At 66.8% G+C, this 18,569-nt stretch carries 12 protein-coding genes; 6 read left to right on the top strand and 6 right to left on the bottom strand.

What is annotated here, in order from left to right; genetic code table 11:
• The 3 genes from EA346_RS07225 to EA346_RS07215 form a co-directional block, all read left to right on the top strand.
• Window positions 1–684: efflux RND transporter permease subunit (locus EA346_RS07225; RefSeq protein WP_296757088.1), on the top strand; the 684-nt coding region annotated here is incomplete at its 5' end.
• Between the two features lie 149 nt (window positions 685–833).
• Window positions 834–2,111, top strand: coding sequence for a DNA repair exonuclease (locus EA346_RS07220; protein WP_296757086.1), 1,278 nt, complete (start codon window positions 834–836; stop codon window positions 2,109–2,111).
• A 1-nt stretch (window position 2,112) separates the two neighbouring features.
• Window positions 2,113–5,673 (top strand): YhaN family protein, encoded by a 3,561-nt coding sequence (locus EA346_RS07215; RefSeq protein WP_296757084.1) that lies wholly within the window; start codon window positions 2,113–2,115, stop codon window positions 5,671–5,673.
• A 58-nt stretch (window positions 5,674–5,731) separates the two neighbouring features.
• Here the strand turns inward: EA346_RS07215 and EA346_RS07210 are convergent, their stop codons facing one another.
• The 4 genes from EA346_RS07210 to EA346_RS07195 all read right to left on the bottom strand — a co-directional run bounded on the left by EA346_RS07210 (window position 5,732) and on the right by EA346_RS07195 (window position 9,953).
• Window positions 5,732–6,505: a DUF4197 domain-containing protein gene (locus tag EA346_RS07210; protein WP_296757083.1), complete on the bottom strand. Its 774-nt coding sequence runs from the start codon at window positions 6,503–6,505 to the stop codon at window positions 5,732–5,734.
• Window positions 6,506–6,602: 97 nt separating this feature from the next.
• Window positions 6,603–7,619 carry an OmpA family protein gene (locus EA346_RS07205; RefSeq protein WP_296757081.1) on the bottom strand — a complete coding sequence of 339 codons (1,017 nt, stop codon included), beginning with the start codon at window positions 7,617–7,619 and terminating at the stop codon, window positions 6,603–6,605.
• Complete coding sequence (locus EA346_RS07200) at window positions 7,616–8,422, bottom strand: MotA/TolQ/ExbB proton channel family protein (RefSeq protein WP_296757079.1); 807 nt, start codon at window positions 8,420–8,422, stop codon at window positions 7,616–7,618. The genes EA346_RS07205 and EA346_RS07200 overlap by 4 nt, the downstream gene beginning before the upstream one ends.
• Before the next feature lie 169 nt (window positions 8,423–8,591).
• Window positions 8,592–9,953 carry a TrpB-like pyridoxal phosphate-dependent enzyme gene (locus EA346_RS07195; protein ID WP_296757076.1) on the bottom strand — a complete coding sequence of 454 codons (1,362 nt, stop codon included), beginning with the start codon at window positions 9,951–9,953 and terminating at the stop codon, window positions 8,592–8,594.
• A gap of 224 nt (window positions 9,954–10,177) precedes the next feature.
• Between EA346_RS07195 and EA346_RS07190 the strand changes: the two genes are divergently transcribed.
• Window positions 10,178–10,795: an outer membrane beta-barrel protein gene (locus tag EA346_RS07190; protein WP_296757074.1), complete on the top strand. Its 618-nt coding sequence runs from the start codon at window positions 10,178–10,180 to the stop codon at window positions 10,793–10,795.
• A 109-nt stretch (window positions 10,796–10,904) separates the two neighbouring features.
• Here the strand turns inward: EA346_RS07190 and EA346_RS07185 are convergent, their stop codons facing one another.
• Together EA346_RS07185 and EA346_RS07180 are read right to left on the bottom strand one after the other, a co-directional pair.
• Window positions 10,905–11,300 carry a PilZ domain-containing protein gene (locus tag EA346_RS07185; protein WP_296757072.1) on the bottom strand — a complete coding sequence of 132 codons (396 nt, stop codon included), beginning with the start codon at window positions 11,298–11,300 and terminating at the stop codon, window positions 10,905–10,907.
• Between the two features lie 107 nt (window positions 11,301–11,407).
• Complete coding sequence (locus tag EA346_RS07180; RefSeq protein WP_296757092.1) at window positions 11,408–12,070, bottom strand: class I SAM-dependent methyltransferase; 663 nt, start codon at window positions 12,068–12,070, stop codon at window positions 11,408–11,410.
• 424 nt (window positions 12,071–12,494) lie between these two features.
• Between EA346_RS07180 and gltB the strand changes: the two genes are divergently transcribed.
• Window positions 12,495–17,030 (top strand): glutamate synthase large subunit, encoded by a 4,536-nt coding sequence (gene gltB / locus EA346_RS07175; protein WP_296757070.1) that lies wholly within the window; start codon window positions 12,495–12,497, stop codon window positions 17,028–17,030.
• Between the two features lie 9 nt (window positions 17,031–17,039).
• Window positions 17,040–18,527 (top strand): glutamate synthase subunit beta, encoded by a 1,488-nt coding sequence (locus EA346_RS07170; protein ID WP_296757068.1) that lies wholly within the window; start codon window positions 17,040–17,042, stop codon window positions 18,525–18,527.
• The last annotated feature ends 42 nt before the right edge of the window (window positions 18,528–18,569 follow it).

Here is an 18,569-nt window from a genome sequence, read left to right as displayed (position 1 = left end):
ACCGGCCTGCTGAACACGGACTGCAGCGCGATGCAGATCCTGATCTTCACCCGCGATCACGACGGCGCGACCATCGCCCACGTGGTCGACGAAGTGAAGCGTTTCCGGGACCAGAACCCGTCCGACCGGCTCGACTTCCTGCTCGCCTCGGGCAACGTGGGCGTGATGGCCGCGACCAACGAGGCGGTGGATGCCGCGGCGGTGACGATGCTGCTGCTGGTCTTCGGCGCGATCAGCCTGCTGTTCTTCGCGGAATTCCGTTCCTGGCGCGCCACCCTGTGCATCGTGCTGCCACTGTCCATCGTCGCGGTGATGTGCAGCGCGCTGATGGCGCTGCTCGATATCGGCCTGAAGGTGTCGACGCTGCCGGTGCTCGCGATCGCGGTCGGTATCGGCGTCGATTACGGCATCTATCTCTACGAGCGGATGTCCTACCGCTTCGGCCACGGCGACGACCTGCCCGAGGCCTTCTTCCAGGCCCTGCGCCAGCGGGGCACTGCGGTGATGTTCACCGCAGCGACCATGAGCGTGGGTGTCGGAACCTGGATGCTCTCGGCGCTGAAGTTCCAGGCCGACATGGGCCTGTTGATGGCCTTCATGTTCCTGGTGAACATGCTCGCGGCGCTGGTCCTGCTGCCCGCGTTCGCCTCGATCCTGCTGCGCAAAGGAGGGCGCCCGGCCTGAACGGGAGCGCGCGCGGGCAGGACGCGAGTGCCCCCTCGGTGACCGCCGGCCGCGCCGGGATGCAACCGCGCGCGGCGGTGGTACCCTTGGGCCGAAGGGCGGTGGCTTCAGGTCCGCTTCGTCCGCACCGCGTGTTCAGGGGGTAGGGCTTGAGTTCGTTTCGATTCTTACACGCCGCCGACATCCACCTCGACAGCCCGCTGCGGGGATTGTCCGGGCAGGAGGGCAGCGCCGCCGAGCGGATCCGTACCGCGACCCGGGAGGCCTTTGATCTGCTGGTCGGCCGGGCCATCGCGGAGCGGGTTGCCTTCCTGGTGATTGCCGGGGATCTGTACGACGGCGACTGGCGGGATTACCGGACCGGGCTCTTCTTCGCGGCCCAGATGGGCCGTCTGAACCAGGCTGGCATTCCCGTCTTTCTGCTGCATGGCAACCACGACGCCGAGAGCCAGATCACGCGCCGGCTGGTCCTGCCGGACAACGTCCGTGTCTTCGGCACGCGCGCACCCCAGACCTTTCTCCTGGAGGAGCTGGGGGTTGCCCTGCACGGGCAGAGCTTCCGCCAGCGCGAGGTCCGGGACAACCTGGTGCCCGGGTATCCCGAACCCGTGTCCGGGGCCTTCAACATCGGCGTACTGCACACGGGGCTCGGAGGCATGGGCGGCCACGAAAATTACGCGCCCTGTGCGCTCGGGGACCTCGTGGCCAAGGGCTATGCCTACTGGGCGCTGGGGCACGTGCACCAGTTCCAGGTCCTCCACGAGCAGCCGCACGTGGTCTTTCCCGGAAACCTGCAGGGCCGGCACATCCGCGAGACCGGTGCCAAGGGGGCCGCATTGGTGGCGGTGGAGGAAAGGCAGATTATCGACGTGGACATCGTCCCCTGCGACGTCGTGCGCTGGAGCCTGCTGCCGGTGGAGGTCGATGCCGCGGACAGCTTCGCCGCCGTGGTGGAATGCATCCGCACCGCGCTCGAGCAGAGTGTGAGCAGCCAGGGAGACGGCCGGCTGCTGGCCTGCCGGGTGCAGCTGCTCGGACGGGTGGCGCTGCACGACGAACTCGTGGCCGGCGAGGAACAGCTCCTGGCCGAGGCGCGGGCCATCGCGCTGGGCCTGGGCGCGGACGTGGCCTGGGTCGAGCAGGTCAGGGTCGCGACGCAGCCCGTGGTCGATGCCCGCGTACTGGCTGCGCGCAGTGATGCCCTCGGCGAGTTGCAGCGGATGCTGGAGGAGGCCGCCAGGGACCCCGAAGTCCTGGCGCAACTCGGCGAGGATCCGGGCCAGATGCTGCAGCGCCTGCCGCATGACGTGCGCGCCGATGCCGAGGCGGACTCGATCCTCCGGGCTGCGCTCGATGGCGATCACGCGGCGCTGATCGAGGGCGTGCTGCCCTTCCTCTCCGCTCGGCTCACCGCCGAGGAGGACTGACGTGCGCCTGCGCCGTCTGGATCTGCTCCGCTACGGGCGTTTCACCGGGCGTTCGATCGACCTGCCCGCAAGCGGTTGTGACCTCCACATCATCTTCGGACCCAACGAGGCCGGGAAGTCCACCGCGCTGGCCTCGATCGAGGACCTGCTGTTCGGGATACCGGCGCAGTCGTCCTTCAATTTTCTTCATGACTACAAGGACATGCGCATCGGCGCCGTGCTGGAGGACGGTGATTCCTCGCTGGAATTCCTGCGCCGCAAGGGCAACAAGGACACGCTTCTGGGGCCGGACGATCTTCCGCTCCCGGGAGGCGATGGCGTGCTGCAGCCTTTCCTCGCGGGCGCCGACCGCTCCTTCTTCGAGCGCATGTTCAGCCTCGACCACGTACGCCTGGAGCAGGGTGGCCGCGAGATACTGGATGCCCGCGACGAGATCGGCCAGATGCTCTTCTCCGCCGGGGCGGGGATCGGTGGCCTGCGCAACCGATTGCTGGCGCTGGAAGAGGAGGCGGACGGCCTCTGGGGAGCGCGGAAATCCGCGAAGCGACGATACACGCAGGCGGCGGAGCGCCTGGAGCAGGCGGAACGCCAGCTGCGCGAGCAGACCCTGACGGCGGCGCAGTGGCAGGAACGAAGGTCGGCGCTGGCGGCGGCCGAGGCCGCGCACGCCGAGCTGGAGGCGGAGTACGAACATATGGTCACCGAAGACCGGCGGCTGGCGCGCATCCGTCGTGTCTATCGGGACGTGCGCCGCAGGGCCGAACTGGAAGCCGGGATCGCCGCGCTCGGGGCTGTGGTTCCGCTGCCCGAAACGGCGGTCCAGCAGCTCGCCGATGCGGAGCGCAGGGTCTTCGAGGCATCGACCCGCATCGATACCCTGACGGGGCAACTGCGGCAGGCCAGGGAAGAACTGGCCGTCATGTCCAGCGATACGGCCCTCCTGCTGCGGCGCGAGGACGTGCAGCTCCTGCACGAGCGGCGCATCGAGATCCGCCGGGCGAAGGCGGACCTGCCCAAGCGCAGGGCAGAGCTCGACGCGGCGGAGATGCAGCTGCGGACGCTGGCCCTTGAGCTTGGCTGGCAGGGGGAGGACGTCGATGCCCTGATCGCCGCCATTGCTCCCCGTCCCAAGCTCGCGCTGGTGCGCGCACTGCTGGCGGAGCGCGGTGAGTGCGCATCGGCGCTGACCAGCAGCGGCGCGGCGTTGCGTGACGCGGAGTCTCAGTGTTCGCGCCTGCGCGAACGCCTGGAGGCCATGGGCGAAGTGAGCGACACCGTGGGACTTGCGGCAGTGATTCGTTCGGTGCGCAGCATGGGTGATGTCACGGGCCGCGCGGGTGCGACGGAAGCCGAGTTGCGCGAGGCGCAGCGACGCTGTGCACGCCTGCAGGAGGACCTGTATCCCGGTGTGGCGTCGCTGGAGGAGCTGGCCCGGATGCGGGTGCCGGTGCGCGCGGAGGTGCAGCGCTACCGGGACCGGCGCCAGGACTGGGAGCAGCGCGAGCGGGAGAACCGGCGCCAGGTCGAGGCGGCCGAGGAGGAGTTGCTCCGGGCGCGCGGTGTCTTCGAGCGCTCCGCCCAGGACGAGGGCGGGATCACCGGCGAGCAGTTGGCGGAGGCGCGCCGCTATCGGGACGCTCTCTGGGACCTGGTGCAGCGCCGGCACATCCGGGGCACATCGATTCCGGCGGCGTCCCAGCGGCAGTTCGCCGAGGAACTGGAGGACCTCGCTGGCAGCTTCGAGCCAGCCCTGCGCGCCGCAGATCGCATTGCCGACAGGCGTTTCGAGCACGCCGAGTCCCTGGGCCGGCTCGCCGAGCTTGCCCGCGGCATCGACGAACATCAGGCGGCCCTGGCGCACCTGCAGGGTCGGCAGGGGCAGCTGGCGGAGGAGGGGCGGGCCCTGCAGGCGGAATGGCAGGCCTCGTGGGAAGGCGCCGTCATCGAGCCACTGGGTCCCGATGCGATGCTGTCGTGGCTGGAGACGCGTGATGAACTGCTGCAGGCGCTGGAGGCTCGCGATGCCGCGGCCGTCCGGCTCGCGGGCCACGACGCGGAGCAGAGTCAGGCGGCGGGCTGGTTACTGGAGGAACTGGCCGGTCACAGTGCGCCCAGGTCCGCACTGGAATCGAGCTCGCTGCCCGTCCTGCTGGAGCGGGCGAATGATCTGCTGCAAGGCTACGAACAAGCCTCCCGGCAGCGGCAGACGGCGGAGCAGGGCCTGCGCGAGGCGGAAGAGGAACGGGAGCGGCGCCGGGACGAACGGATTCGGGCCGAGTCGGTATGGTCCGGCTGGCAGGACCGTTGGCGGCGCGCCGTGGCGGAAGCCGGGCTTTCTGCCGAGGCGGACCCGCAGGAAGTGGCGCACCAGGTCGACATCATCGAGCAGCTGCGTGATCTGGCGCAACGGATCGACAGCCTGCGTCACGATCGCATCGGCAAGATTCTGGGCGACGCCGCCGACTTCGAGCGCGACGTGGCCGGCTTCCTGAACGAGGTCGCGGAGGACTTGAGCGGCAGTCCCGCCGACGAGGCGGTTCTGGAGATCGAGCGGCGCCTGGCCGAGGCGCAGGAGGTCCGTCAGCGCCAGCAGGACCGGCAGGCCACGATCGACAAGCTGGAGAAGGAACTGGCCGAACTCGACACGGTCCTGGACGCGTCACGCCAGAGCATCGATCGTCTCCGTGGCGCCGCCGGTGTGGAGACGGTCGAGGCGCTTCGTGAAGCCATCGAACGCAGCGATACCCTGCGCCAGATATGTGCAGAAAGGGATGCCACCGAGCGCCGGCTGGAACAGGAGGGAGACGGCCTGACCATGGCTGAACTCGAGCAGGAATGCGCAGCCGCCGATGTCGACCGGATCGCCGCGCGCCAGGAGACGCTGGTCGCGCAGATGGACGAGTTGCGCCAGCGTCGGGACATGGCGGTGGAGGTCCGGTCCCACGCGCGCACCGCCTTCGAGGCGATGGGGGGCGGCGATGCCGCAGCGCGGGCCGCTGCCGGCCGCCAGGAGGCGCTGGCAGAGTTGCGCGCGGTGGCGGAGCGCTACGTGCGGGTACGCAGCGCGGCGGTATTGCTCAAATGGGCCATCGACCGCTACCGGCGGGAGAAACAGGCGCCGCTGCTCGAGCGCGCCGGGGCACTCTTCGCCACGTTGACGCACGGGGCGTTTTCCGCGCTGCGCGTGGAATACGACGACCGGGATCAGCCCCATCTGACCGGGCTGCGTGCGAACGCAGAGCAGGTGCCGGTGCCGGGGCTGAGTACCGGGACCGCGGATCAGTTGTTCCTGGCGCTGCGCCTGGCCTCGATCGAGGACTACCTCGAGCGTGCGCCGGGGATGCCGTTCGTTGCCGACGATCTCTTCATCAACTTCGACGACGCGCGTTCTTCCGCCGGCTTCGACGTACTCGGCCAGCTGGCGACGAAGACCCAGGTGCTGTTCTTCACCCACCATCGCCACCTGGTCGAGATCGCACAGGCCCGTCTGGGCAGCGCCGTCCACGTGGAGTATCTCGCCGACGACGCGGGCACGGTCGCTTCGGGGGGGCATCGCCGCTGAGGTGGGAGTCCGGCAGGCGCCGGACTCCAGGGCCGCAACGGTCCGCGAGAGATCAGGCTCAGTTGCCGAAGACTTCGCGCAGCAGATCCGTGGTCCGGGCCACGGGATCCTGGCGGATCTTCTTCTCTTCCTGAGCCAGCAGCGTGAAGACGCCGTCGAGGGTCTTGCCCGTCACGTACTCGTTCAGATCCAGATCGTCGAGGGCGCTGATCCCGGGTACCCGGGTGCCCACCTGGTCGGTCACCCCGGTGAAGGCCTTGGTAACCCCCGTCTCTTCCATCGACTCGGCGACGATGGGGCGGAAGCTCTCGGCGATGCGATCGCCTGCCCGGCGGCGCAGGAAGCGGGTCGCGCCGTCCTCGGGTCCGACCAGTATCGCGCGCGCATCGTCGATGCTCATGTCGCGGATGGCCTCGATGATGATTTCCTGGGCCTCGGGTGCCGCCTTCTCGGCCGCCCGGTTCATGCTGCTCTCGAATTCGTCCACCTGGCGTCCGAGGCCGACGCCGCGCAGTATCCCGCTGGCGTCGTCGAGCAGGCCGGGCATCGGAATCCGGATGTTGGGGTTGTCCTTGAAGCCACCCTCCTTTCCGGCGACCTCGATCGCGCGGCGACTGCCGGTCTCCAGGGCCTCTTTCAGCCCCGCGACCAGTTGGTCGTGCTCGGCCCCAAGCGTTGGCTCGGCATCCCGCTCCACGGCTCTGGGTGTGGTGGGAATCTCAGGGATGCCGCCCTTGAGGCGGTCTGCCCAGCTGCCCTGGGCAACTGCGGGCAGGGAGGCCGCAACGGCCAGGCAGAGGACGGTGCTGCCAAATCGGGAGAAAATCTTCATGGGACTCATCGCTCGTTTCGGAACCGGGTCCAATGATACGACACCATCCGCTGAATCGGGAGATTGCGCGGAGAGGCTGATGCCTTGCGCACAGGGTTCATTGCGATGGCAGAGGATCCTCCGCGACTTCCAAGACGAGGCTCACGCGCCGATTCAGGGCCCGGTTGGTCGGAGAGTCGTTGGCCGCCCGGGGGCGTGTATCGGCGTAGCCTGTCACCCGGAGCCGCTGCTGCGGGACTCCGAGCGCGATCAGTTCCCGCGCTACCGTAGTGGCCCGGATCGACGACAACTCCCAGTTGGAAGGGAAACGGGCGGTATTGATCGGTACGTCGTCGGTGTGGCCTTCGACGGAGATCTTCAGCCGGTCGTCGCTCAGGGCATCGGACAGCTCCGCGAGCAGGGACCGACCGGCGCCGGCCAGGTCGGCGGTGCCGGAGGGAAAGAGGATGTCGTTGCCCACTTCGAGGCGCAGCTGGTGCTGGTCCAGCAGCAACTCCAGATTCTGTGGCTCTCCGTACGCGGCGACCAGGTCCATGAAGACCGCGAATTCGGCCGGGATCGCCGGTGCCAGTGCGGTGGAGATGGGCTCCGCATCCATCGCCGGCGTGACCGGCTCAGCGGCCACCAGGCTCTCGGTCACCTTGTTTTCGACTGGGACCACGGCCGCTTCCGGAGCGGGTTCCGGATCAATCGCCGCCGTCTGGACGGGCACAGGAGTCTCCGCCACTGGCGCAACGGGTGCCGGCTCCAACGCTTCCGCCGCAGCCGCTGGATCCGACGCTGCCCCGTTCGCCGGTGCCGGGTCGGCAACCGGGTCCGATGGCCGCGCCGGTTCGGCTGCCGGATGGTTTGCGGCAACCGTCTGGGGTTCGCTCGCGCGGAGCGAGCGGAGATCATCCATCTGCAGGAGCGTCGCCCCGAGCAGCACGGCAAACAGGGTCACCAGGATCAGCAGGACATCCAGGTAACCCACGGTCCAGCCGCCATCACTCCCCGCCGCTTCGTGCTCCTCGAATTCGACGCGATCCTTCTGTGCCCATGCCGGCGCAGGGTTCTGGATGCGCGCCTTCGGCGCTCTCCATCCACCCTGGCGCGCGAGTGCCTGGCTGGTCATGCGCGCATGCCCTGCAGCGGGAGCGAGTGGAGTTTCGCGCCCGGCAGTTTCGGATCGGGGCCCGGCTGCACGGAGTTCATGAATTCACCGATCAGGACCGGGTGCTGGCGCTCGTACAGCATCATGATGGTATCGACCAGGAAGTTCATGTGCAGCAGTTGCCTGCGCGATCGATCCTCGACCTTCAGGGCCAGCGGGCGGAACAGCAGATTGGCCGCCAGCAGGCCATAGAGGGTGCTCATCAGCGCGAAGCCCATGGCCACGCCGATGTATTCCATGCCCGATTGACCGAGATCGCCCAGCAGCGAGACCAGGCCCAGCAATGTGCCCAGCATCCCGAAGGCGGGGGCAAAGGTTGCCATGGTGCGGAGGATGCGGATGTCGCGGTTGTCCCGTTCCTTCTGCTGCCGCATGCGCCACTGCAGCATGCGCCCCAGCTCCTCGCCGTTGTGCGGGTCCAATGCCAACCGGGTGCCGCCGCGCAGGAACGGGTCCTTGATGGCCTGCGCTGCTTGCTCGGCGCCGCGTATATCGCCCCGGCGGTAGCGGTCGGCGACGTTCATGAACGGCTTGTAGTCATCGGTACCCGGCTCCTCCTGTTCCTTGAACAGTCTGGGTACGCGGCGGAGCAGATCGATCACCGGCCGCGGTGAATGGCCGATGATCGAGGCGAGGAAGGTGCCGCCAAGCACCAGGATCAATCCGGGCAGGTTGATTCCGGCGAGCCCGATCTTGAGCGACAGCAGGACGGCGATCGCAAGCGCGCCCAATATTGAAAGGCCGAAGTAGAGTTTCCTGCGCATGGCGGCTCCCGCATGTATCGTCTCCAGTCCGAGACCATGCAGGGGCTGTGCCAGGTACGGGTTGGGCCGTGGAATCGAAGGATTTCGGCCCGATGCGACTCAATCGTTGCCGCCGGTGGCAAGACCGGGCGGCAAGATCCTGCCGCCCGGCTGCGTGGACCCGGGGGCTTCAGGCGACGGACGGCAGCCCCGCCAGCGCCATCGCGATCTCGCCGTCGTCGTACTCCAGATCCATCAATTTTCCGTCGAGGTAATCGCGGTAGGCCTGCATGTCGAAATTACCGTGGCCGCAGAGATTGAACAGGATCGCGCGGCTCACGCCTTCTTCCTTGCAGCGCAGGGCCTCGTCGATGGCGGCGCGCACCCCGTGGTTGGCCTCGGGCGCCGGGATGATGCCCTCGGCCTTGGCGAACTGCAGCCCCGCCTCGAAGCACTGCACCTGCTGGTAGGCACGCGGGTTCACCAGCCCGAGGTCGGTCACCTGCGAAACCAGCGGCGCCATGCCGTGGTAGCGCAGGCCGCCCGCGTGGAAGCCCGGCGGCATATAGGTCGAGCCCAGCGTATGCATCTTGACCAGCGGCGTCAGGTGGGCGGTATCACCGAAGTCGTAGGCATATCTGCCGCGGGTCAGGGAAGGGCACGCGGAGGGTTCGACGGCGATCAGTTCGATCTTCCTGCCGCCGCGCAGTTGCTCGCCCAGGAACGGGAAGGTGATCCCGGCGAAGTTGCTGCCGCCTCCCGTGGGTGCGATGACGACATCGGGATAGTCGCCTGCGAGATCGAACTGCTTCATGGCCTCCAGGCCGATCACGGTCTGGTGCAGCATCACGTGGTTCAGGACACTGCCCAGCGCATACTTGGTGTCATCGCGCTGTACCGCGCGCTCCACCGCTTCGCTGATCGCGATGCCGAGGCTGCCGGTGCTGTCCGGGTGTTCCGCCAGAACGGCGCGCCCGGCCGCGGTGAGATCGGACGGGCTGGCGATGCAGGTGGCGCCGAAGGTTTCCATGAACGAGCGCCGGTAGGGCTTCTGCTGAAAGCTCACCTTGACCATGAAGACCTCGATCTCCAGGCCGAAGAACGCGCCGGCGATCGACAGGGCGGACCCCCACTGGCCGGCCCCCGTCTCTGTGGTGATGCGCTTGATGCCTTCCTGCTTGTTGTAGAAGGCCTGCGCGATGGCGGTGTTCGGCTTGTGCGAGCCGGCCGGGCTGACGCCCTCGTACTTGTAGTAGATGCGCGCCGGGGTATCGAGCATCTTCTCCAGCCGCCGGGCGCGATAGAGGGGCGAGGGACGCCACTGGCGGTAGATGTCGCGGACCGGACCTGGGATCTCGATCTCGCGTTCCCGGCTGACTTCCTGCTCGATCACGGCCATCGGGAAGATCGGCGCGAGGTCGTCGGGAGTGACGGGCTGGTGGGTGCCGGGATGCAGTACCGGCGGTGGCGGGACGGGCAGGTCCGCCACGATGTTGTACCAGTGCCGCGGGATGTCTCGTTCGTCGAGGACGTACTTCACGGAGTCGGTCATGGCTTCAGGTATCTCCTGGGAAACTCTTTTCTTTCGGGGTCTGGCAGGCGCTTTGGTCCCTGACTCCGGGCCATTTCGGATTGCATCCGGGGAACGGCATGGACGCGCGGCTACGGGCGCCGTTTCGGCGTGCGGAGATCTTAGGATAACCGGTCGGCGGCGACAATTGCGCCCGGCTGCCCGGTGCCGGATACTCGTCGCAGCTTCCTCGAACCGGTACCCCCATGTCACCGCGCACCGCCGTTCTGGCTGTCGTTGCCACAATCCTCGTCGTTGCGGCGCCGCTCCCAGCGGGTGCCGGGCCATCGGGTTTTTCGATCACGCCGATGGCGGGTTACCGGGGTGGCGGCGGATTCGACGAGGCGGACAGCGGCCGCAGCCTGGATATCAACGGAGGCGCCGCCGGTTCGCTGGTGCTGAATCTGGAGGAGTCCACCGATCGCTGGTACGAACTGATCTACAGCCGGCAGGAGACCAGGCTCCAGGGCGCTGATCTGGACCTGACTGTGCAGTACCTGCACTTCGGCGGCATGGCAGCCTGGCCCCAGAACGGGTTTTCGAGCTATCTCGCGGCCGGGGTGGGTGCCACCTGGCTCCGGGCCAGCGGCGGCGCTTCAGGCAGCGATACTCGTCCGTCCTTTTCGATCGGCGTAGGTGCTCTGATCCCCCTGTGGGAGCGTGTCGAGGTCCGTCTGGAGACCAGAGCGTATCTGACCCTCACCGATGGTGACAGCGAGTTTTTCTGTGCATCCGGGCCCCAGGGTGGCGTTTGCCGGGTGCGCTACGACGGGGATGTGCTCACCCAGATCGACGCAATGGCGGGCCTGACCTTCCGTTTCTAGTTCGGCACGGCCGTCATTTAATCGAAACCCCGTTTCGCAGGGGGGGGGCAGGCAAGAAAACGCCCCGGACAGTGCCGGGGCTCGCTGCCGTTCAGGCGGGCAGGAATTCCTATGAAGATGCCGATAGAAAGCTGATCCGGTCGGTCAATTGCGGACGCGGACCCTCAAGGAATTCGCGATGAATCGCGTGAGGATTCAGCACCTGCTTGGCCAGGAATTCCTTGAGGCCGAGGAAGTCGGTGGCATCCATCGAGAGGAACTTGATCCCGCACCCCGCGTCGTTCTCATAAACGGTCCAGCCCTCGATGGTGATTGAGAATGGATCCGTTCCGGCGGTGAACAGATTCAGTGTGCATTGCCGATTGGTACACCCGTTAAGCGCGTGCCGGAACAGACCGCCATTCAGGCTGATGTCCCGGGTTTCCGTCGGATGATATTGCATGCCGTCCAGACTCAAGTGTCCCAGAAGTCGGAGCGGCAAGCGCATATTTTTTCTTTTCTCCATCGCGTTCTCCTCCAATTTTTTTTAATATCGTTACATTAAAACTCCCTTATGGTCTTTGCTTTTCGCCATGGTGGCCTTCGGACGATAGTCTTGATATTAGACTGGAGTCAATCTTCTACCGGTCTCGACTTGTCCTCGCCGTTTTCCTGGCTCACGGGGCTTGCCACGGCCACGGGTCTTGCCACGGCCAGGCACGAAGCCCGATTCCCATGCCGGGCCAGAACCGAGAATTCCTCCAATTCCAGCCTGGCGCTGCGGATCTGCGCCTCGAAATCTTCGCGGTAGGTCACGCGCCCGAAGTCGATGGTCGTCACCCGCCTGAGCAACGGCTTGAGCGTTTCCATCCAGCGCGAGCGCCGCTCCTGGATCGTTTGGGTAAAGAAGATCCGCCCGCCGGGGCGCAACAGCTCGCAGCAATGCCGCAATGCCTGTTCGGGATCGGGCAGGAGCATGAAGCTGGCCGAGAAATAGACCGCGTCATACGGTCCGCCCCGATGCTCGTACACCGACTCGAGCCGCACCTCGACCCGATCCTCCAACCGCGACCCCCGAAGCCGTTTCCGGGCGCGCTCGACGTACTCCAGGTCAATGTCGATGCCCACCACGCGCAGCGCTTTGCGCTCGATTCGCCCTGCGTTCGCCATCAGCGCACCCGCCGTCCCGATGCCGACATCGAGCAGCACCGTGCCGTCCGGGATGCGCTCCAGCACCTCGGCATACCACTGCGAGGTGAGTCCCAGGATCAGCCGGTCATAAATGAAACCTCGCATCATGGACTCCCGTTGAACGAAGCGACCGGTCGTCGCCGGAATCCCCATTGTGTCGAAACCAGCCCAACCATGTACCCGCACGGTTCTGCGGAAAACACGCGGGCACCCGGGGTGCATCACGCTGCGATCCTCCGTGGAGGGGCCAACGAGCAATGCCCATTGCCGCACGCGGGGGAAATCCGAGACGATCAAGCGAAAAGCCGAGCCGGTCTGCGACCCGGGGCGACTGAGCGAGGTCGTCGTGGTGAGTACCTGAAGCCGCTATGCGTCTAGCCCCGGGGGCGGCCCGTCGCCGGCGTCCCTTCCCCAACGGTCCGGAAAAGGGGCAAGAATCCCTGCGGAGAATTGATTCGGCTTCGGTCGGGGCGCACAGTAAGCACAGGGGTTTGTACGCTTCCCCGGCAGGTCTGGTTGGAGCCTGAAAATGACAGCGTTCCTGAGTTCGCGTACTCCGGCATCGGCCGGGGCGCCGGAAACAGCGCAATTCCTCGCGGCCAGTCATTCGAGCTGTGGCGTGGGTGTACTGGCGCATCTGGACGGCAACCGAAGCCATCGGCTGGTGCTGGACGGCCTGCAGTGCCTGGAGAACCTCGATCATCGGGGTGCGCGGGGCGCCGAGGAGGACACCGGAGATGGTGCCGGCATGCTGCTGCAGAAGCCGCACGGGTTCTTCCAGGAGGTGGTGCCCGGGCTCGGTGCATCCGACCAGTACGGTGTGGGCCAGGTCTTCATGCCCCGTGATGCGGACCACCGGGCCGCGATCCGGGCGCTCGTCGCGGGCCGCTGCCGGAGCAGGGGGTTCGACCTGATCGCCTGGCGCGACGTGCCCACAGACAACCGCGGACTGGGACAGACAGCACTCGAAAGCGAGCCGGTGACCCAGCAGTTCTTCGTCCGGCCAACGAAGCCGCTCGAACCCTCGGTGCTGGACGTCAGGCTGTATGTGCTGCGGCGCGAGATCGAGAACGAGGCGGTCTACCGTGGGCTGGTCGGATTCGGCAGAGAAGTTTTCTACATCTGCTCGCTGTCGCGCACGACGGTCGTGTACAAGGGCCTGCTGACCTGTGCGCAGCTCGCGTCCTATTATCCGGACCTTTCGGATCGGCGGGTCGTCTCCGCCCTGGTTCTCGTGCATGCGCGTTTCTCCACCAACACGCTCGGAGCCTGGGACCTCGCGCATCCGTACCGCTACCTCGTGCATAACGGGGAAATCAATACCCTGCGCGGTAACCAGAACTGGATGCGGGCGCGCGAGGCAACGCTCGCATCTCCGCACTTCGGCACCGATATCGAAAAGATCAAACCGCTCACCGGGGAAGGGCTCAGCGACAGCGCCCAACTCGACAACGTGCTCGAACTGCTGGTCGCCGCCGGTCGCAGCCTGCCGCATGCGCTGCGCATGCTCATACCGGAGGCATGGGAACAGGATCGTCACATGGACCCGGTGCGCCGCGCCTTCTATGCGTATCACAGCGCGTTGATGGAGCCCTGGGACGGGCCGGCGCTGGTGGTGGCCACCGACGGCGAACAGGTCGCGGCCGCACTGGATCGCAACGGTCTTCGGCCGTGCCGGTACAGCATCACCCGCGATCGGCGCCTGATCATGGCGAGCGAGACCGGCGTGCTGGATGTTCCCGCGCGCGAGGTGCTGCAGAAGGGCCGGCTGCAACCGGGAGCGCTATTGGTCCTGGACCCCGGCCGCGGCGGCATCGTTCCCGAGGACCAGGTGTTCGCCGAACTCGCCGAACGCCCCTACGCGGCCTGGCTCAAGAGCCAGCGCCTGTCGCTGGCCGACCTGGTCGACCCGTCCGAGACGGACACCCGCCTGCAGCCGCTAGAGCGCCCCATCGGCGAATACCAGCGGGCATACGGCCACACCATGGAGGCACTGCGCGTACTGGTACAGCCCATGGCGACCAGCGGAAGCGATCCGATCGGGGCGATGGGCAACGACACGCCGCCGGCGGTGCTGTCGTCACGGCCACGCCCCCTGAGCCACTACTTCCTGCAACAGTTCGCGCAGGTTTCGAATCCGCCGCTGGACTACATCCGCGAGGCACTGGTGACTGCGCTCGGAGACGCGATCGGTCCCCGGGAGAATGTGCTGGCGGAAACGGCCGCGCACTGCCGGCAGTTGTACATCGACTCGCCGATACTGAGCGGCCCGCAGATACGGGCGATCGAGCAGATCGACCGCAATGGTCTGCGCGGTTGCCGGATCGACACCACCTATCCGAAGGGTCACACCATGGCCGCGGCGATCCGGGCGATGCGCCATGCCGCCGTCCAGGCGATCGGCGCGGGCAGCGGGATCGTGTTGCTGAGCGACCGCTCCGTCGGACCCGAGCGCGTCGCAATCCCGAGTCTGCTCGCGGTGTCGGCGCTGCACCATCATCTCATCCGCAAGGGGCTGCGGACCCGTGCCGCGATCGTGCTCGATGCGGGTGAGCCCCATACCGTGCACGACGTCTGCACCCTGATCGGGTACGGGGCCGATGCCGTGCACCCGTGGCTGGCCTACCGGGGCGTTGCCGACATGGTGGCAACGGGCCATATCGAGGGCGAGGTCGGACAGGCACTGGCGCAGTATCGCAGGGCGCTCGAGGGCGGCATCCTGAAGGTGATGTCGAAGATGGGGATCTCGACCCTGCAGGGCTACAAGGGCGCGCAGATCTTCGAGTCGATGGGGTTGGACCACGAGTTCATCGACGAATATTTCACCGGCACGACGGCCCATGTTCCGGGAGTGGGTCTGGACGAAGTGGAGCAGGAAACCCTCGAGGCCCACGAGATCGCGTTCGGCGTGCCGGTGATTGCTAACCTGCCGCTCGACCCGGGCGGCCATCTCTACTGGCGCCGCGATGGAGAGCGGCATCACTGGAACCCGTACACGATCGGCAAGCTGCAGCAGGCGGCGCGCAGCAGTGACGCCGAGGCCTATCGCGATTTCGCGCGCCATGTCGGCCAGCAGGACGGTGCACTGTTCAACCTGCGCGGCCTGTTGGAGTTCGCCACCAGTGCCGATTCGGCGATTCCCCTCGAAACGGTGGAACCGGTCGAGTCCATCATGCGGCGTTTCTCCACCGGCTCGATGTCGTTTGGTGCTTTGAGCCAGGAGGTCCACGAGGCGCTCGCGATCGCGATGAACCGCATCGGCGGCAAGTCCGGTACGGGGGAGGGCGGCGAGCAGGTCGAGCGCTTCGGCACCGAGCGCGAGTGCTCGATGAAACAGGTGGCGAGCGGCCGTTTCGGGGTGACCGCCCATTACCTGGCCCGGGCCCGGCAGATCGAGATCAAGATGGCGCAGGGGTCCAAACCCGGGGAGGGTGGCGAGCTCCCCGGCGGCAAGGTGGACGCGGGCATTGCCCAGGTCCGCTTCACGGTCCCCGGCGTCGGTCTCATCTCGCCGCCGCCGCATCACGACATCTATTCGATCGAGGATCTGCAGCAGCTCATCCACGACCTGAAGTGCGCCAATCCGACGGCGGAGATCCACGTGAAACTGGTCGCCAAGGCCAATGTCGGCACCATCGCCGCCGGCGTTGCCAAGGCGCGCGCCGACGCGGTGCTGATCAGCGGTGATTCCGGTGGCACCGGAGCCTCTCTGAAGACCTCGATCAAGCACGCGGGTGCGCCCTGGGAGTTCGGGCTGGCCGAGACCCAGCGCGTGCTGCTGGCCAACCGCCTGCGGTCGCGCATCACGGTACGCGCCGACGGGGGGTTCCTGACGGGGCGCGACGTGGTGATCGCGGCCTTGCTGGGCGCCGAGGAGTACGGTTTCGGCACGGCGCCGCTGGTGGCCCTCGGCTGCATCATGCTGCGCAAGTGTCACTGCAATACCTGCTCGGTCGGGATCGCCACCCAGGACCCGCGTCTGCGTGAGCGGTTCCAGGGTCGTGCGGAGCATGTCGTCAACTACCTGCGTTTCGTCGCCGGCGAGGTGCGCGAACACATGGCGGCGCTCGGGTTCCACCACGTGGACGACATGGTCGGGCGGATGGACAGGCTGCGGGCGAAACAGATCACGCATCCCAAGGGCATCCATCCCGATGTATCGGAACTGCTGCGGCGCGTGAGGTCCGACGACGCCCCGCGCAGGACGCGCGCACAGAATCACGGACTCGATCGCAAGATCGATCACCGGGTCATCGAGCAGGCGGAGGCCGCGCTCGACGAGCGCCGGCCGGTCGAGATTGCGATCGCATTGTGCAACCGCGACCGTACTTTCGGTACGCTCCTGAGCTATGAGGTCACGCACCGCCACGGCGCTGAGGGGTTGCCACCCGGGACCATCAACCTGCGCTGCAAGGGGACCGCCGGACAAAGTTTCGGGGCCTTCCTTTGCCGTGGGATCGCGCTGCATCTGGAAGGCGATGCCAACGACTACGCCGGCAAGGGGCTCTCCGGTGGCCTCATCAGCGTCCGCACGCCGCCGGACGCTGGTTACACGGCTTCCGAGAACACGATCTTGGGCAACGTCGCGCTTTTTGGTGCCACTGGGGGCGAGGCCTATTTCAACGGTCGCGGAGCCGAGCGCTTCTGCGTGCGCAACTCCGGTGCGCTCAGTGTCGTCGAGGGGGTGGGCGACCATGGGTGTGAATACATGACCGGCGGGGTTACCGTGATCCTGGGGCCGATCGGGCGGAACTTCGGGGCCGGCATGAGCGGTGGCGAGGCCTATGTCTTCGACGAGGAGGGGCTGGCGCAGCGGCACCTGAACCCGGACGGCAGGCATATCGAGCCGGTGGAGGACGCCCGCGACCGCGAGCTGCTTCGACGCCTGCTGGAGAACCACGTCAGCTACACCGGCAGCAGCCTGGCGGCACGGATCCTGGCGGAGTGGGAGAAGTCGCTGGCGGCTTTCGTCAAGGTGGTTCCCGACGCCTACGCGGACGCCGTGGCCCAGCACCTTGCCACCGGGAAGGATATCCGCGTACGTCCCCCACCCCGGGCTGCATGAGGTCCCGTCATGTCCGAAAATCACCCCGATGGATTCCTGCAGCACCCGCGCCGGACAATCGGCTACCGCGATGCGCGTTCGCGCACGCAGGACTACCGCCAGATCTACCGGTTTGAGTGGGATACGGAAGCGCTGCGCACCCAGGGGCAGCGCTGCATGGACTGCGGCGTGCCCACCTGTATGGGCGGCTGCCCGATCGGGAACCTCATTCCGGAGTGGAACGACCTCGTCTACCGCGATCTCTGGGAGGAGGCGCTGGCAAGGCTGCATGCGACCAACAACTTTCCCGAGTTCACCGGCTACACCTGTCCCGCCCCCTGCGAACCGGCCTGCACGCTCGCGTACAACGACGCTGCGGTTACGATCAAGGACATCGAGCGGGCCATCGTCGACATGGGCTGGGAAAAAGGCTGGATCGTCCCCCGTCCGCCGGCCGAGCGTACCGGGAAGCGGGTGGCGATCGTCGGCAGCGGCCCGGCGGGGCTGGCGGCCGCCCAGCAGCTCAATCGCGCGGGTCATGCAGTCACGGTGTTCGAGCGCGACGATGCGATTGGCGGACTGATGGTCTACGGCATCCCCGATTTCAAGTTCGAGAAGCGCATGGTTTCCCGTCGCGTGCAGCAGCTGCGTGAGGAGGGCATCGAGTTCCGCACGGGAGTCAACGTCGGTGTCGATATCTCGATCGCCGAGCTGCAGGCGCAGTTCGATGCAGTGTGCCTCGCCATCGGTGCCCTGCGGCAGCGCGATGTGCAAGTGCCGGGGCGCGATCTGTCAGGCGTGCTGTTTGGAATGGACTATCTCACCGCCGAAAACCGCCGCCAGGCCGGGCGGCCGGTGGACGGAGTGACCGATGTCCGCGGCAAGCGCGTGGTCGTGCTCGGCGGCGGGGATACCGGTGCCGACTGTGTCGCGACCGCGCACCGTCAGGGTGCCCGGGAGGTGGTGCAGGTGAGCATCAATCCCTGCCCGCCGGAACAGCGTCCGGTGGACAACCCTTGGCCGCAGCAGCCGCAGACCTACCGCAGGACCTACGCCCAGGAGGAGGGAGGGGAAGAGGCCTTCAGCCTCAATGTCGCCGGCTTTATCGACTCGGACGGGGATGGGCAGGTGAACCACATCGACGCTGAGCGGGTCGACTGGAAACGCGACCGGCAGGGGCGACGGATCGAGAAAATCGTGCTCGAGAGCGGGATCGAGATTCCGGCCGATCTGGTCTTGATCGCGATTGGCTTCGAAGGCCCGGAGGTAGCACCGTTGCAGGATGGGCGCCTGACGTTGACCGAACGCAAGGCGCTGGAGACCGACGATCGGAAGATGTCGGCCATACCCGGTGTCTTCGTCGCGGGCGACGCCAGCCGCGGTCAGTCGATCGTCGTCTGGGCCATCGGCGAGGGGCGCGATGTCGCAAGGCATATCGATATATGGCTGATGGGGAAATCCCGGCTGCCTCCCAGTCTGGAAACCCCCAATCCGCCCAGCCCGCCGCGCGGTCTCTGAGGCCCGCATGTCGGGATAATCCGGATCCAGAATTGGAGGTGC

It is taken from the genome of Thioalkalivibrio sp. (assembly GCF_007692535.1).
In the GTDB taxonomy this organism is placed as follows: domain Bacteria; phylum Pseudomonadota; class Gammaproteobacteria; order Ectothiorhodospirales; family Ectothiorhodospiraceae; genus Thioalkalivibrio.
Note: the sequence above shows the minus strand (reverse complement) of the source record. Positions and strands in the feature narration are given on the sequence as shown.

Excerpts from the sequence above, each read along its gene's own strand:
- EA346_RS07210 (WP_296757083.1), bottom strand. The coding sequence starts at position 6,505 with ATGAAGATTTTCTCCCGATTTGGCAGCACCGTCCTCTGCCTGGCCGTT.
- EA346_RS07205 (WP_296757081.1), bottom strand. The coding sequence starts at position 7,619 with ATGACCAGCCAGGCACTCGCGCGCCAGGGTGGATGGAGAGCGCCGAAG.
- EA346_RS07200 (WP_296757079.1), bottom strand. The coding sequence starts at position 8,422 with ATGCGCAGGAAACTCTACTTCGGCCTTTCAATATTGGGCGCGCTTGCG.
- EA346_RS07195 (WP_296757076.1), bottom strand. The coding sequence starts at position 9,953 with ATGACCGACTCCGTGAAGTACGTCCTCGACGAACGAGACATCCCGCGG.
- EA346_RS07190 (WP_296757074.1), top strand. The coding sequence starts at position 10,178 with ATGTCACCGCGCACCGCCGTTCTGGCTGTCGTTGCCACAATCCTCGTC.
- EA346_RS07185 (WP_296757072.1), bottom strand. The coding sequence starts at position 11,300 with ATGGAGAAAAGAAAAAATATGCGCTTGCCGCTCCGACTTCTGGGACAC.
- EA346_RS07180 (WP_296757092.1), bottom strand. The coding sequence starts at position 12,070 with ATGCGAGGTTTCATTTATGACCGGCTGATCCTGGGACTCACCTCGCAG.
- gltB (WP_296757070.1), top strand. The coding sequence starts at position 12,495 with ATGACAGCGTTCCTGAGTTCGCGTACTCCGGCATCGGCCGGGGCGCCG.
- EA346_RS07170 (WP_296757068.1), top strand. The coding sequence starts at position 17,040 with ATGTCCGAAAATCACCCCGATGGATTCCTGCAGCACCCGCGCCGGACA.